Origin of the sequence: Rathayibacter sp. AY1D1, assembly GCF_002932635.1 — a bacterium.
GTDB lineage: Bacteria > Actinomycetota > Actinomycetes > Actinomycetales > Microbacteriaceae > Rathayibacter.
In genome coordinates, this window is the sequence record NZ_PSVY01000030.1 from 19,321 (window position 1) to 31,864 (window position 12,544).

The window sequence follows — 12,544 nt, forward strand, 5'->3', positions numbered from 1 at the left end:
CTCCACCCCGGCTCCGGCCGGGGCGAACGAGACCTTCGGTCAGTCGACGCACGTCCTGACCGGTCCTCTCGCGCGGGTCGGCGGACCTGAGCCAGGAGATCGCATGGCGACCACCGCCCCCACCCCCAGTCCCGCACAGGTGCGCCGCTGGCGCCGCTACCTCGCCGACGAGCTCGCCGAGGCCTCCGTGTACCGCGACCTCGCCGGCCGCCGCTCCGGCGAGGAGCGGGAGATCCTGCTCGCGCTCGCCGTGGCCGAGGGACGCCACGAGGAGCACTGGCGCGAGCTGCTCGGCTCCGCGGCGGAGCCCGCGCCCCGCCCGGACCTCCGCACGCGCTTCCTCGGCTTCCTCACCCGCCGTTTCGGCTCCGTGTTCGTCCTCGCCCTGATCCAGCGCGCCGAGGCCCGCTCCCCCTACGCCGACGACGACGACGCCACCGAGGCGATGGCCGCCGACGAGCGGATCCACGGCGAGGTCGTCCGCGGGCTCGCCGAGCGCGGTCGCAACCGCCTCTCCGGGACGTTCCGCGCGGCGGTCTTCGGAGCGAACGACGGCCTGGTCTCGAACCTCGCCCTCGTGCTCGGAGTGGGAGCGAGCGGAGTCGGGACGGGCGTCGTCCTGTTCACGGGCATCGCGGGCCTGCTCGCCGGCGCCCTCTCGATGGGCGCGGGCGAGTTCGTCTCGGTGCGCTCGCAGCGCGAGCTGCTCTCGGCCTCCAGCCCGGACCTCGACGCGAACCGCATCGTCCCCGATCTGGACGTCGACGCGAACGAGCTCGCCCTGGTCTACCGCGCTCGCGGGATGACCCAGGAGCAGGCCGACGCGCGTGCCGCCTCCGTCTTCACGGGCCTGCGCGGCGGCGCCGTCACCTCCCCCATCACGCTGGGCGGTCCCGCAGGAGACCCCGACGTCGACGAGCACGAGTCGATCGGCACGGGCATGGGCGCGGCGCTGTCGAGCTTCTGCTTCTTCGCCTCGGGCGCGATCATCCCGGTGCTGCCCTACCTGCTCGGCCTGACGGGGCTCGCCGCGGTGGTCGTCGCCTGCGTGCTCGTGGGCATCGCCCTGCTCGCCACCGGCGCGGTCGTCGGGCTGCTCTCAGGCGCCCCGCCGCTGGCCCGGGCGCTGCGCCAGCTCGGGATCGGCTACGGCGCGGCCCTGGTGACCTACCTCCTCGGCCTGCTCTTCGGCGCGTCCGGAGTCTGAGCCTCGGCCTCGAGGAGCTGCGCGGACTCGCGCGGCTCCTCGGCGCGGGGCCGCACGACGACGCCGCGCCACCGCAGCGCGGCCACTCCGACCGCCAGCAGCAGCGACGCCGGCAGGCAGCCCAGCAGGGGGATGCAGGAGTAGTAGAGGAGTTGCCGCTGGATCCACGCGGGCGAGGGCACGTCGGAGTCGCCGTAGTAGGGCGGAGGCGGCGAGGAGTAGCCGGTGTAGAGGAGCGCGAGGCCGATCAGGGTCCCCGCGAGGCCGGCGAGCAGGAGCACGAGGAGCCACGGGTTCCGCAGCAGGGGCGCCTCGCGCACGGGCTCGGCGGGAGCAGCGGGAGCGGGGTCGGCGGCCGGCTCCGGCAGGGGTGCGGGCGCGGTCTCGGCGCCGAGGCGGTGCGACCGCCGGCCCTCGGCGGCTCCGGCGATGTCGGGCAGGGCCATGATGCGGCGCGGTCCGGGCACGGACGAGGAGCCGGGGCGGACCACGCGCGACTCCGGGGGCGCGGGACGAGCGGCGGCTCCGGACGTGGCGGCGGGAGCGCCGGGGGCGGCACCCGTGCCGGGCCTGGCGAACGCCCGCTCGTCGCCTCTCAGACGCTCCACCGGTCCCGAGAACCCGCGCTGGAAGGCCGGGTCGTAGCGCGGGTCGACCCGTTCGTCGTCGTCAGTCATCGTCGCGACCCGTCATCGTCGTCCCCGGTCATCGTCGACCTCCGGCTCGTGGGAGAGGATCCCGCGCAGCCAGTCGCGGGCCTCGAGGAACACCTCGTCGTCGTAGCGTCGCACGGAGGTGACCGGGCGGCGGTCAGCGCGCGGATACGAGCCGAGGAAGATCACCTTCGGGCTGAAGCGCCGCAGCCCCATCAGCGCGTCGGCGACCCGCTCGTCCTGGACGTGCCCGTCGAGGTCGATGACGAACCGGTACCGGCCGAGGGCATCGCCGATCGGCCGCGACTGGATCATGCTCAGGTTCACCCCGCGGGTCGCGAACTGCTCGAGCATGTCGAGCAGGGCGCCCGGCTGGTCGGCCGGGAGCTCGGCGATCACGCTGGTCTTGTCGGCGCCGGTCGGCTCGGGCAGCGCGTGCGAGCGCGAGACGTGCACGAAGCGCGTGACGGCGTTCGGGTTGTCGCCGATCCGCTCCGCCAGCACCACGACGTCGTGGTGGGCGACGATCCCGGGAGGGGCGATGGCCGCGTCCGCGGGCGATCCGCCCAGCAGGTCGACGGTGGCCTGGACGTTGCTGGAGGCGGGCAGGTGCTCGTGGCTGGGGATCTCGCGGTCGAGCCACACCCGGCACTGTCCGTAAGCCACGGGGTGCGCGGCGACGGTGCGCACCTCCTCGAGGCTCGTCCCCGGGCGGCCGACCAGGATGAACGACACCGGCACCAGGTACTCGCCGACGATGCGCAGCCCCGGGATCCGCGCCAGCGCGTCCTGCGCGGCCGTCACTCCGCCCTCGACCGAGTTCTCGATCGCGATCACCGCGCCGTCGCTGCGTCCGGTGACCAGATCGCTCAGCGCCTCCCCCACGTTCGCGACGCTGCGCCACAGCTGTCCGCGCGCCTCCGGGACCTGCGCGAGGGCCGCCTCCGTGAACGTGCCGCTGGGCCCGAGATAGCTGTAGGCACGGGTCTCGGGGGCGCTGTCGGGCATGGCGCAAGCCTAGCCAGCCGCGGTACCCCTGGAGGGGGCCGGACTGCCACTATGGACCGCATGACCGATCGCGCAGGGAAGCCGGCACAGGCCTCCGATCTCATCGACGTCGAGGCCCTCGTGAGGGCGTACTACGAGAAGAAGCCGGACGTCTCCGACCCGGCTCAGAAGGTGGTGTTCGGCACCTCGGGCCACCGCGGATCCTCGTTCGACACGGCCTTCAACGAGGACCACATCGCCGCCGTCACCCAGGCGATCGTCGAGTACCGGACGGAGCAGGGCATCACCGGCCCGCTGTTCATCGGCGCCGACACGCACGGGCTCTCCCGCCCGGCCCTCACCACCGCCCTCGAGGTCCTGGTGGGCAACCAGGTCCGCGTGCTCGTGGACGAGTTCGACGACTTCGTGCCGACCCCGGCGCTCAGCCACGCGATCCTCCGCTACAACAACGACCCCGCGCACACCGACCGGGCCGACGGCATCGTGGTCACCCCCTCGCACAACCCGCCCCGCGACGGCGGCTTCAAGTACAACCCGCCGCACGGCGGCCCCGCCGACTCCGACGCGACGACCTGGATCGCCGACCGGGCCAACGAGCTCATCGCCGACGGCAACCGCGGCGTGACCTCGGCCGAGCCCTCCGCGGTCGAGACCTACGACTACCGCACGCACTACGTCGCGGACCTGGCGAACATCATCGACCTCGACGCGATCCGGAAGGCCGGCGTGCGGATCGGGGCCGACCCACTCGGCGGCGCCTCCGTGCACTACTGGCAGCTGATCTCCGAGATGCACGGCCTCGACCTGACCGTGGTGAACGGGGAGGTCGACCCGGCCTGGGGCTTCATGACCCTCGACTGGGACGGCAAGATCCGGATGGACCCGTCCTCCCCCAGCGCGATGGCCTCGGTGGTCGCGCGCGCCGGCGACTTCGACATCCTCACCGGCAACGACGCCGACGCGGACCGGCACGGCATCGTCACCCCCGACGGCGGGCTGATGAACCCCAACCACTACCTGGCCGTCGCGATCGACTACCTCTACCGCCACCGCACCGGCTGGCGCGATGACGCGGCGATCGGCAAGACGCTGGTCTCCTCCTCGATCATCGACCGGGTCGCGGAGTCGCTGGGCCGGCGCCTCTGGGAGGTCCCGGTGGGCTTCAAGTGGTTCGTCCCCGGGCTGGTCGACGGCTCGGTCGGCTTCGGCGGCGAGGAGTCCGCGGGCGCCTCGTTCCTCCGCTTCGACGGCACCGTCTGGACCACCGACAAGGACGGCATCCTCCTCGCGCTGCTCGCCTCCGAGATCGTGGCGGTCACCGGGAAGAGCCCGTCGGCGCTCTACCGCGAGCTGACCGAGCGCTTCGGCGACCCGGTCTACGAGCGCGTGGACGCGGTGGCGACGAAGGCGCAGAAGGCGGCCCTCGGCAAGCTGGACGGCGACGCGATCGCGGCGACGACCCTCGCCGGGTCCGAGATCACCGCGAAGCTCTCGAAGGCGCCCGGCAACGGCGCGGCCGTCGGAGGCGTCAAGGTCGTCACCGAGGACGCCTGGTTCGCCGCGCGCCCCTCCGGCACCGAGGACGTCTACAAGATCTACGCCGAGAGCTTCCGCGGCCTCGACCACCTGCACGAGGTCCAGGCCGAGGCGCGCACGATCGTGGACGCGGCGCTGAACTCCTAGGCGCTGCGCTCAGTCGCCCGAGAAGGCTCGTTCTCGGAGTGGAGAACGAGCCTTCTCGGGAGACTGAGCGGCGGTGAGGAAAGGGCCGGCTACCAGCGCGGGTGGACGGTGGGGCGGAAGTGGGTGTCGTAGAGGGCGTTCACGGCCTCCATGAAGGCGGGGCCGAGGGGCGCGGCGGAGGCGGCGGCCGCGTTGGCGCGGGCCTGCTCGGGCGAGCGGGCGCCGGGGATCACCGAGGTGACGCCCTCCTGCTGGATGATCCAGGCGAGCGCGGCCGCCGCGGGGGCGAGGCCGTGGTCGTCGGCGAGGCGGGAGAACTCCTGCGCGGCCTCCACGCCGGTCGCGAAGTCGACGCCCGAGAAGGTCTCGCCGACGTCGAAGGCGGAGCCGTCGCGGTTGTAGCTGCGGTGGTCCTCCGGCGCGAACACGGTCTCGGTCGTGTAGCGGCCGCTGAGCAGGCCCGAGGCGAGCGGGACGCGCGCGAGGATGCCGACGCCGGCCTCGCGGGCGGCGGGCAGCACCTCGTCGAGCGGCTTGAGGCGGAACGCGTTCAGGATGATCTGGACGCTCGCGACGTTCGGGCGGGCGATCGCGGTCAGCGCCTCCTCCGTGCGCTCGACCGAGACGCCGTAGGCGGCGATCGCGCCCTCGGCGACGAGGGTGTCGAGGGCGTCGTAGACGGCGTCCTCGGAGTAGACGGAGGTGGGCGGGCAGTGCAGCTGCACCAGATCGAGGGTGTCGACGCCGAGGTTGGCGCGCGAGCGGTCGGTCCAGGCGCGGAAGTTGTCGAGCACGTAGTTGGCGGGGATCTGCTCCGCGCGACGGCCCATCTTGGTGGCGACGAAGACCTGCGCGTCGGGGTGCGCCGCGCGGTAGGCGCCGATCGTCCGCTCGCTGCGGCCGTCGCCGTAGACGTCGGCGGTGTCGAAGAGGGTCACCCCCGACTCCACTGCGGCGTCGAGCACGGCGAGGGCGTCGGTCTCGGCGACGTCCCCCCAGTCGGCACCGAGCTGCCAGGTTCCGAGGCCGACGACGGAGACGGGGGCGCCGGTGCGTCCGAGGATTCGAGTTTCCATGCCTCCACCGTAGGTGCGGCCGAGCCCGCGGCGGACCCCCTTGCGCGTGCTCTAACGTCGAGGGCATGCCCCTCCTCGTGCTCGGAAGCGCCAACCTCGACCACGTCCACCGGGTCGCCCGCATCCCCGCCCCCGGAGAGACGGTGCTCGCCCTCGACGCGAGCACCTTCCCGGGCGGCAAGGGCCTCAACCAGGCCGTCGCGGCCGCACGGACCGAGCCCGGCACCGTCTTCGTCACGAGCCTCGGACGCGACTCGGCAGGAGACCGGCTCGCCGCGGTCCTCGGCGAGGAGCCGCTGGAGCTGCGCGCCCGCCGCGGCGACGTCCGCACCGGCACCGCGCAGATCACCGTGGACGAGCGCGGGGAGAACGCGATCGTCGTCGACTCCGGGGCGAACGCCGCCCTGGTCGGGTTGACCGCCGAGGAGTCGGCCCTTGTGGCGGCGGCCGACGCCCTGCTCCTCCAGCTCGAGATCCCGACAGCGACGGTGACGGAGGCGGCCCGCGCCGCGCGCGCCGGCGGCACGGTGTCGATCCTGAACGCCGCCCCGATCGGCCTGCTGCCGGAGGAGCTCCTCGCGGTGCTCGACGTGCTGATCGTCAACGAGCACGAGGCCCGCGAGCTCGCCGCCGATCGCGGCATCACCGCCGCCGACGACGACGCGCTCGCCGCTGCCCTCACCGCGCTGGTGCCGCTCGTGCTGGTCACCCTCGGCTCCGACGGCGTCGTCGTGGCGGTCCGCGACCGCGAGTCGGTGCGCACCCCGGCCTTCCGGGTGGAGGCCGTGGACACCACCGGCGCCGGCGACACCTTCTGCGGCGCCTTCTCGGCCCGGCTCGCCGCCACGGAAGCACGGCTCGACGATCCGGAGCAGCTGGTCGCCCTCACCCGCTGGGCGAGCGCGGCCGCGGCGATCTCGGTCACCCGCGCCGGAGCGGCGGTGTCCGCGCCGACGGCGGCCGAGACGGACGCGTTCCTCGCCGAGCGCGCCTGAGCGGGAAGCTCTTCGGGGAGGCTCGCCTGAGCGGGAAGCTCCTCAGGGAGGACGGAGCGGACACCGACCCCGGCGGCCCGCAGCACCGTCGCTCCGGTCGGCACGGTGCACTCCGGAGAAGCACGAGAGCGCTCGGCCCGGCTCCGCTCCTCGCGGCGGGGCGTCCAGTCCTGCGGACAGCCGCGCCCGCTCCCCGATCCGGCTAGTCGATCGCGGCGACCCGCACGGTCACCCGCGGCCGCAGCTCCGGATGCACCCGGACGCACCACTCGCGCACCGCGGCTCCGATCGCGCGCGCCACGTCCGGCGCGGACGCCTCCGCGGTCACGCAGAGGTCGACGGCCACGGACACCTCGTCCCCCGCGACGCGGACCAGGACCGGATCGGCGAACGTGCCGCCGCTCGCGGTGCCCAGCCGCTCGACCACGATCCCGGTCGCGCTCAGCGCCGTCGCCGCGTGCGCGAGCACGTCGCGCACCTCGGGCCTGGCCGGCATCAGGGTCGCGACACCGTCCAGGGCGCGCAGCTCCGCAGCGAGCGCGGACACCGGATCGACCGGGGCCGCCGCCTCGAGGCCGCTCACGACTCCTCCGTCCCGGGGACGTAGACGTCCTCCACGCGGACGTCGATCCTCGACACCCGCAGCTCGGTCTGGGTCAGCAGCCGCGAGTGCACGCGCTCGCGCACCTGCTGGGCCGCCTCGGCGATCGGCACCCCCCAGAAGACCGAGATCGTCAGCTCCACCACGACCTCCGCGCCCGGCTCGGCGATGTCGCCGACCAGGCGGCAGCGGCCGACCAGCACGCCGGCGACGCTGTCGCCCGCCTCGCGCACGAGTCCGCGGACCGCTCCCTCGGTGATCGTGAGCGCCACGTCGGGCTGGACGCTCGCCAGTGGGATGTCGCGTCCGGCCCGCGACTCGCGGCGCACCTGGGTGAGGATCGAGCCGAACCAGCTCTCCTCCGGCGCGGGCAGGCGCGCGGCGTCGTCGTCGATGAGCGCGCCGGAGAGGGCGCGCACGCGCTCGAGGGCGCGCAGAGTGCGCCGGTGCTCCGGCGACTCCTCGATGGCGGGGTCGTACGGCGTGCGCCCGCGGTCGAGGTAGTCGCTCAGCTCGTCGATGCCGATGCCGTCGCCCTCCTGCTCCGTCGCGTCCGCCTCCTGCTCGAGCGCGGGCGGCAGCACGACGTCGTGCTCCCCCGCGCGCTCCGGCCCGTCGCCGGGACCCTGGTCCGCGTTCATCGCGTCTGCTCCCTCATCGCCAGTCCTCCATCGCCACGACCAGCGACTCGCGCGCGCGGGCGAGCTTGCCCCGCACGGCGGTCACCGTGAGACCGAGGTGATCGGCGATCTCGTTGTACGACTCCCCGCCGACCTCGCGCAGCACCCAGCACTGCCGCTGCGACTCCGGCAGCTCGGACAGGGCGTGCGCGAGAGCCCGCATGGCGTCGCTCTGCTCGGCGGCCTCGAACGGGCCGGGCTCTCGGGCCGGGGGATGCTCCACGGCGTCGACGTCGTCGGTCGGGCGGCGCTGGCGCAGCAGGTCGACGCTGGAACGGCTGACGATCCGCATCATCCAGCTGCGCACGCTCGCCGGCTCCTTGAGCTGCGGGAGCTGCGCCCAGACCGTGATCAGCGCGTTCTGCACGGCGTCGGAGGCGTCGGCCTGCGAGCCGGTGAGGCGCCAGGCGTAGGCGCGGAGGATCGACTGGTGCCGCTTGACGAGCACCTCGAAGGCGCGCACGTCGCCCTCGGCGGAGCGCTCGGCGAGCAGCGCGTCGCTCGCCGCTTCCAGTCCGGGCACGGCGCCTCCTCCCTCTCCGCTCACGCGGCCTCGGGCCGCCTCTCAGGTGACGCTCAGGAAAAAGTCCGCCGAGCACCGTGACGAACGCCGTCCGGGCTCCGTCTCACTCATGAAAGCACAGCCCGACCGGATTTCCGCCGGGCCTTCGACCCCGGTCTGCTCAGCAACGGCAGCCGATGAGACGTCCAGGAGACCTCATGAGCGACACCACGCGCACCCCCTCCACCACCCGCGTCGACAAGACCTCCGTCGACACGGTCACGACCCTCGGCGGCTCGCGGACCTCCGGCACCGCTCAGGGCACCACGGTCATCGACGACAGCGTCGTGGCCAAGGTCGCCGGCATCGCGGCCCGTCAGGTGCCCGGCGTCTTCGCCCTGGGCAACAACGCCGCCCGTGCCTTCGGTGCGATCCGCCAGGCCGTCGGCGGCGCCGACCACGCCCAGGGCGTGAGCGTCGAGGTCGGCGAGACCCAGGTCGCGGCCGACGTGACCATCGTCGTCGAGTACCCCGTGCCGATGCAGAAGGTCGCCGACTCCGTCCGCGCCGCCGTCTCCGAGGCCATCACCGAGCTCGTCGGCATGGCCGTCTCCGAGATCAACGTCGCCGTCGTCGACGTGCACATCCCCGGCGACGACAAGGACGACGAGGCCACCGAGAGCCGCGTCCGATGAGCGACTTCCAGCGCCCCGCGCCCACCGCCCCCGGCGGCCGCAGCACCGTCCTCGGTGTCGTGGTCGGCGCGATCCTCGCCTTCGCGGCCCTGATGTTCGGATTCTGGGGCTTCGTCCTCACCGCCCTCTTCATGGCCCTCGGCGTCGTGATCGCCCGCATCGCCGACGGCACCCTCGACGTGCGCAGCCTCGTGGACGTGTTCCGCGGCCGCACCACCTCCCGCTAGGAGCCCACCGTGACCGCTCTCGACACGCGTCCCGCATCGCCGGTGGCGGGCACCGTCACCATCACCGTCCGCTCCATCGAGCGCGCCGCCGTGGCGATCGTCCACGAGGAGCTGGGCGTGGAGGTCTCCGCGATCCGCGTCCGCCTCTCCGATGACCGGGGCGGCCTCGCCCTCGCGGTGACCGCGCCGGTCGTCGTCGAGCCGGGCACCGCCCCGGCCGGCGGCTCCCTGCTCGAGCGCCTGCACGGCGATCGCACCCGCATCGCCTCCCGCATGGAGGCGCTGACCGGGCGCACCGTCAGCCGGATCGACATCCGGGTCACGGGCACCCGCACCCGAAGCACGAGGAGAGTCGCATGAGCCCCGCACCGTCGGCGCCCGACACCCACTACAGCCGCTACCTTCGTCGCGAGACCCACAAGTCCCGCTCCGCCGCGCAGATCGTCGTCCTGGTGCTCATCGCCCTGGTCGCGGCCTATGTCGGCACGGAGGCGGTGCTCGCGATCCTCGGCGCCGCGCCCCTGCTCGCCGCACCGTCCGCCCTGCTGGGCGCGATCGTCGGAGTCGCGTCGCTGGCGAACCCCGCCCTCATCGGCGTGGCCGTCGGCGCGGGCGTCCTCGCCCTGGTCCTGCTGGTGCTCGCACTGGCGCCCGGGGCCCGGGCCCGCCACACCGTGGACGACGACCGCCTCGCCGTGGTCGTGGACGACGGCGTGATCGCCTCCTCCCTGGCCCGCGCAGCCCGCACGGCCGCCCACTCCCGCCGCGAGGACACCCGCGCCTCGCTCGGGCGGCGCACCGCACTGGTCGAGGTGACCCCCGCCTCCGGCATCGCGGTCGACCGCGCCGCCGTGCAGAGCGCCGTCGACGAGGAGCTCGCCCGCATCGGCGCGAAGCCCGCCCCGCGCTCCACCGTCCGCGTCTCGACCTCCGGGAGGATCTGATGACCACGAGCAACCGCTTCGTCAACCGGCTCGTCCTGCTCGTCGTGGGCCTCGTGCTCGCGCTGGTCAGCGCCGGAGCCGTCCTGATCGCCGTCTCGCAGCCGGTCCGCGACTCCGTCCTCTCCTTCGCCGACGGCGAGGGCGCGGCCCTGGTCTCGCGCCTCTCCCCCGAGGAGGGCACCGCCTGGAGCGATGCCGCCGTCCTGTGGCCGCTCTACGCCGTCGTCGGGATCTGCCTCCTCGGCATCGTCCTCGCGCTGGTGATGGCCTTCGCCCACGGTCACGGCCGCACCGGCACCGTCCTCCGCGACGAGGCCGAGGGCGCGCCCGCCGGAGGGATCGAGATCGCGACCGGCTTCGCGGAGGACGTCCTCGAGACGGCTCTCGCCGGGCGGACGGAGCTCCTCGACGTCACGGTCGCGGCCTACCGCCACGGCTCCGAGACGGCGCTGAAGGTGCGCGTCCTCCCCCGCGGCGGCGTCTCGCCCCGCACCGTGGTCGACGCCGTGCACCAGGAGGTCGACGCGCTCGACGCCCTGCTGGGCGCCCGCCTGCCGGTCCTGCTCGAGGTCGCCTCGAGCGCCCGGGCCGGCTTCTCCAAGGAGGACCGGGTCGCCTGACCCCGGTCCCGCAGCTTCCCCGGCACCCGCCGGCGGATGGTCACACCGAACAGAAGGAGCCCCTCATGGGTGCAGACGACAAGATCCGCAACGCAGCCGAGAACCTGGTCGGCAAGGCCAAGGAGGCCGTCGGCAAGCTGACGGACAACGAGCGCCTCGAGGCCGAGGGCCAGGCCGACCAGACCAAGGCCCACACCAAGAAGGTCGGCGAGGACGTCAAGGACGTCTTCAAGAAGTGATCTGACCGGAACCTCGACGGGGCCGTCACCGCATCAGCGGTGGCGGCCCTGTCGTCGTGCATGGGGCGGGTGCGTCGAGCGTCAGACGCCCCAGAACATGATCCGGCCGGCGGAGGCCGCGTCGATGCTCTGGTCGTGGTTGTCGGCGGTGTGCGAGGAGTAGAGGATCCTGTCGCCGTCGACGCTGGTCACGACGCCCGTGTGGTCCCAGTCGCCCGAGCCGTCCCAGTCGAACTGGACGATGTCGCCCGGCTTCACCCGGCTCCGCTCGGAGTCGGGGATCGCGGTCGCGCGCTCGGGGTGCGCGGCGAGGTAGGCGTTGAACGCTGTCGACGACGCCCAGGCGGAGCTGTACCCGCCGGAGGAGGAGTAGCTCCATTCGCCGTCCATCTCCCAGCCGCGGGCGATCAGCGACTGCGAGGTGAAGTTGACGCAGTCGTTGCCCGAGATCACGCCGTACTGGGCCGAGTTGTAGTCGTTCCAGTAGGTGGAGAGGTAGTCGAGCTGCGAGGCCAGGCGGCTCGCGTCCAGCGCGGCCTGGGCCTTCGCGGCCTCGATCGCCGGGTCGGGCGTGTAGGCGAAGGTGATCGCCGAGGCGACGACCTTCGTGCTGGCGAGCACGCCGGTCGCGGCGGGGCTGGGAGTGGCGGCCGCGGTCGGCGCGGCGAGGTCGGTCGAGGCCTCGGCCGTCGTGCCCTCTGCGGCGCCCGACGTGTCGACGGCCGGCTGCACCGCGTCGGCCGGGGTCCCGTCGACGGTGACCGCCGCGGCGGAGTCGGTGACCGCGTCGAACGTGATGGCCTGACCGTCGGCGTCGAAGAAGGCGACCGGGACCTCGCCCGCTGCCTCTCCGTCGGCCGGAGGGGCGGTGACCGTGATCTGGTCGGGGTTGTCGACCGCGACGCTGCCCTCGGCCTCGCCGAAGCGGACGGTGGCGACCGAGTCCAGGTTCGATCCCTCGAGCGTCACGCTCGTGCCGCCGGCGACGGTGCCGGAGGTGGTGGAGACGGAGCTGAGGACGACCCGGGCGGAGGCGGTGGTCGCGGGGAGCACGGCGACGCTGGTCGAGGTCGGAGCAGCGGAGGGCGTCGCGGTGGCCGACTCGGCCGAGGAGCCGGTGCCGACGGTGAGGCTCAGGCTCGACGCGACGGCCACGACGACGAGCCCGCCGGAGACGGCGAGCGCCAGCGTGCGCGGGGACGGGCGGAAGAAGGAGGCCCCGCGGCGGGCGGGCGCGGTGCGGAGCCGGTGCCCCTCCGCTTCGCGGCGGTCGCGGCGGGACGAGAACGATCCCTCCGGAGCGGGGTGCACCGGGGCGGGAGCCGAGGGCTGCGCGGGAGCGGCGGCGGGTGCGGCGGGCCGGATGCGGCCCTCGCGCTCGCGGGCCTCGCGGCGGGTCAGCGGAGCGCCGGGG

16 protein-coding genes are annotated in these 12,544 nt (G+C 73.9%); 9 read left to right on the top strand and 7 right to left on the bottom strand.

Annotated elements, in window-relative coordinates:
- The first annotated feature begins 103 nt into the window (after positions 1–103).
- Positions 104–1,207 (top strand): VIT1/CCC1 family protein, encoded by a 1,104-nt coding sequence (locus C5C56_RS14930; protein ID WP_104224963.1) that lies wholly within the window; start codon positions 104–106, stop codon positions 1,205–1,207.
- Here the strand turns inward: C5C56_RS14930 and C5C56_RS14935 are convergent.
- Positions 1,168–1,884, bottom strand: coding sequence for a hypothetical protein (locus C5C56_RS14935; RefSeq protein ID WP_104288459.1), 717 nt, complete (start codon positions 1,882–1,884; stop codon positions 1,168–1,170). The two genes, C5C56_RS14930 and C5C56_RS14935, sit on opposite strands and share 40 nt — an antisense overlap.
- A gap of 12 nt (positions 1,885–1,896) precedes the next feature.
- On the bottom strand, positions 1,897–2,868 hold the full coding sequence (pheA, locus tag C5C56_RS14940; RefSeq protein ID WP_104226780.1) for a prephenate dehydratase: 972 nt from the start codon (positions 2,866–2,868) through the stop codon (positions 1,897–1,899).
- A 60-nt stretch (positions 2,869–2,928) separates the two neighbouring features.
- On the opposite strand from pheA, the gene pgm reads away from it, so the two are divergent.
- Entirely contained in the window at positions 2,929–4,551 is a 1,623-nt protein-coding gene (gene pgm / locus C5C56_RS14945) for a phosphoglucomutase (alpha-D-glucose-1,6-bisphosphate-dependent) (protein ID WP_104288471.1), read from the top strand.
- Between the two features lie 89 nt (positions 4,552–4,640).
- On the opposite strand, the gene C5C56_RS14950 is transcribed toward pgm, so the two are convergent.
- Positions 4,641–5,627 carry an aldo/keto reductase gene (locus C5C56_RS14950; protein ID WP_104288458.1) on the bottom strand — a complete coding sequence of 329 codons (987 nt, stop codon included), beginning with the start codon at positions 5,625–5,627 and terminating at the stop codon, positions 4,641–4,643.
- A 65-nt stretch (positions 5,628–5,692) separates the two neighbouring features.
- Here C5C56_RS14950 and C5C56_RS14955 point away from each other — a divergent pair, with 65 nt between their 5' ends.
- Positions 5,693–6,622, top strand: coding sequence for a ribokinase (locus C5C56_RS14955; RefSeq protein ID WP_104288457.1), 930 nt, complete (start codon positions 5,693–5,695; stop codon positions 6,620–6,622).
- 202 nt (positions 6,623–6,824) lie between these two features.
- Here the strand turns inward: C5C56_RS14955 and C5C56_RS14960 are convergent, their stop codons facing one another.
- From C5C56_RS14960 to C5C56_RS14970, 3 genes are read right to left on the bottom strand one after another with little or no spacing between them, the layout of a single operon-like run.
- Positions 6,825–7,205 carry a hypothetical protein gene (locus C5C56_RS14960; protein WP_104319845.1) on the bottom strand — a complete coding sequence of 127 codons (381 nt, stop codon included), beginning with the start codon at positions 7,203–7,205 and terminating at the stop codon, positions 6,825–6,827.
- Positions 7,202–7,864 (bottom strand): Asp23/Gls24 family envelope stress response protein, encoded by a 663-nt coding sequence (locus tag C5C56_RS14965; RefSeq protein ID WP_104233947.1) that lies wholly within the window; start codon positions 7,862–7,864, stop codon positions 7,202–7,204. Before C5C56_RS14965 ends, C5C56_RS14960 begins: the two co-directional genes overlap by 4 nt.
- Before the next feature lie 13 nt (positions 7,865–7,877).
- Positions 7,878–8,426, bottom strand: coding sequence for an RNA polymerase sigma factor (locus C5C56_RS14970; RefSeq protein ID WP_104224956.1), 549 nt, complete (start codon positions 8,424–8,426; stop codon positions 7,878–7,880).
- A gap of 197 nt (positions 8,427–8,623) precedes the next feature.
- Between C5C56_RS14970 and C5C56_RS14975 the strand changes: the two genes are divergently transcribed.
- The 6 genes from C5C56_RS14975 to C5C56_RS15000 all read left to right on the top strand — a co-directional run bounded on the left by C5C56_RS14975 (position 8,624) and on the right by C5C56_RS15000 (position 11,130).
- Complete coding sequence (locus tag C5C56_RS14975) at positions 8,624–9,100, top strand: Asp23/Gls24 family envelope stress response protein (RefSeq protein WP_104224955.1); 477 nt, start codon at positions 8,624–8,626, stop codon at positions 9,098–9,100.
- The gene (locus C5C56_RS14980; RefSeq protein WP_104224954.1) at positions 9,097–9,327 is read left to right on the top strand and encodes a DUF2273 domain-containing protein; all 231 of its coding nucleotides are present in this window, start codon (positions 9,097–9,099) and stop codon (positions 9,325–9,327) included. The genes C5C56_RS14975 and C5C56_RS14980 overlap by 4 nt, the downstream gene beginning before the upstream one ends.
- A gap of 9 nt (positions 9,328–9,336) precedes the next feature.
- Positions 9,337–9,687 carry a hypothetical protein gene (locus C5C56_RS14985; protein WP_104224953.1) on the top strand — a complete coding sequence of 117 codons (351 nt, stop codon included), beginning with the start codon at positions 9,337–9,339 and terminating at the stop codon, positions 9,685–9,687.
- Positions 9,684–10,271, top strand: coding sequence for a DUF6286 domain-containing protein (locus tag C5C56_RS14990; protein ID WP_104319846.1), 588 nt, complete (start codon positions 9,684–9,686; stop codon positions 10,269–10,271). Before C5C56_RS14985 ends, C5C56_RS14990 begins: the two co-directional genes overlap by 4 nt.
- The gene (locus tag C5C56_RS14995; protein WP_104224951.1) at positions 10,271–10,891 is read left to right on the top strand and encodes a hypothetical protein; all 621 of its coding nucleotides are present in this window, start codon (positions 10,271–10,273) and stop codon (positions 10,889–10,891) included. Before C5C56_RS14990 ends, C5C56_RS14995 begins: the two co-directional genes overlap by 1 nt.
- 65 nt (positions 10,892–10,956) lie before the next feature.
- On the top strand, positions 10,957–11,130 hold the full coding sequence (locus C5C56_RS15000; protein WP_104226788.1) for a CsbD family protein: 174 nt from the start codon (positions 10,957–10,959) through the stop codon (positions 11,128–11,130).
- A gap of 81 nt (positions 11,131–11,211) precedes the next feature.
- Here C5C56_RS15000 and C5C56_RS15005 read toward each other — a convergent pair.
- Positions 11,212–12,544: amidase domain-containing protein (locus C5C56_RS15005; protein ID WP_104319847.1), on the bottom strand; the 1,333-nt coding region annotated here is incomplete at its 5' end.

Bases quoted from the DNA above. Each gene is read 5' to 3' on its own strand.
- pheA (WP_104226780.1), bottom strand. From the start codon at position 2,868: ATGCCCGACAGCGCCCCCGAGACCCGTGCCTACAGCTATCTCGGGCCC.
- C5C56_RS14975 (WP_104224955.1), top strand. From the start codon at position 8,624: ATGAGCGACACCACGCGCACCCCCTCCACCACCCGCGTCGACAAGACC.
- C5C56_RS14990 (WP_104319846.1), top strand. From the start codon at position 9,684: ATGAGCCCCGCACCGTCGGCGCCCGACACCCACTACAGCCGCTACCTT.
- C5C56_RS14935 (WP_104288459.1), bottom strand. From the start codon at position 1,884: ATGACTGACGACGACGAACGGGTCGACCCGCGCTACGACCCGGCCTTC.
- C5C56_RS14930 (WP_104224963.1), top strand. From the start codon at position 104: ATGGCGACCACCGCCCCCACCCCCAGTCCCGCACAGGTGCGCCGCTGG.
- C5C56_RS14955 (WP_104288457.1), top strand. From the start codon at position 5,693: ATGCCCCTCCTCGTGCTCGGAAGCGCCAACCTCGACCACGTCCACCGG.
- C5C56_RS15000 (WP_104226788.1), top strand. From the start codon at position 10,957: ATGGGTGCAGACGACAAGATCCGCAACGCAGCCGAGAACCTGGTCGGC.
- pgm (WP_104288471.1), top strand. From the start codon at position 2,929: ATGACCGATCGCGCAGGGAAGCCGGCACAGGCCTCCGATCTCATCGAC.
- C5C56_RS14995 (WP_104224951.1), top strand. From the start codon at position 10,271: ATGACCACGAGCAACCGCTTCGTCAACCGGCTCGTCCTGCTCGTCGTG.
- C5C56_RS14965 (WP_104233947.1), bottom strand. From the start codon at position 7,864: ATGAACGCGGACCAGGGTCCCGGCGACGGGCCGGAGCGCGCGGGGGAG.
- C5C56_RS14950 (WP_104288458.1), bottom strand. From the start codon at position 5,627: ATGGAAACTCGAATCCTCGGACGCACCGGCGCCCCCGTCTCCGTCGTC.
- C5C56_RS14980 (WP_104224954.1), top strand. From the start codon at position 9,097: ATGAGCGACTTCCAGCGCCCCGCGCCCACCGCCCCCGGCGGCCGCAGC.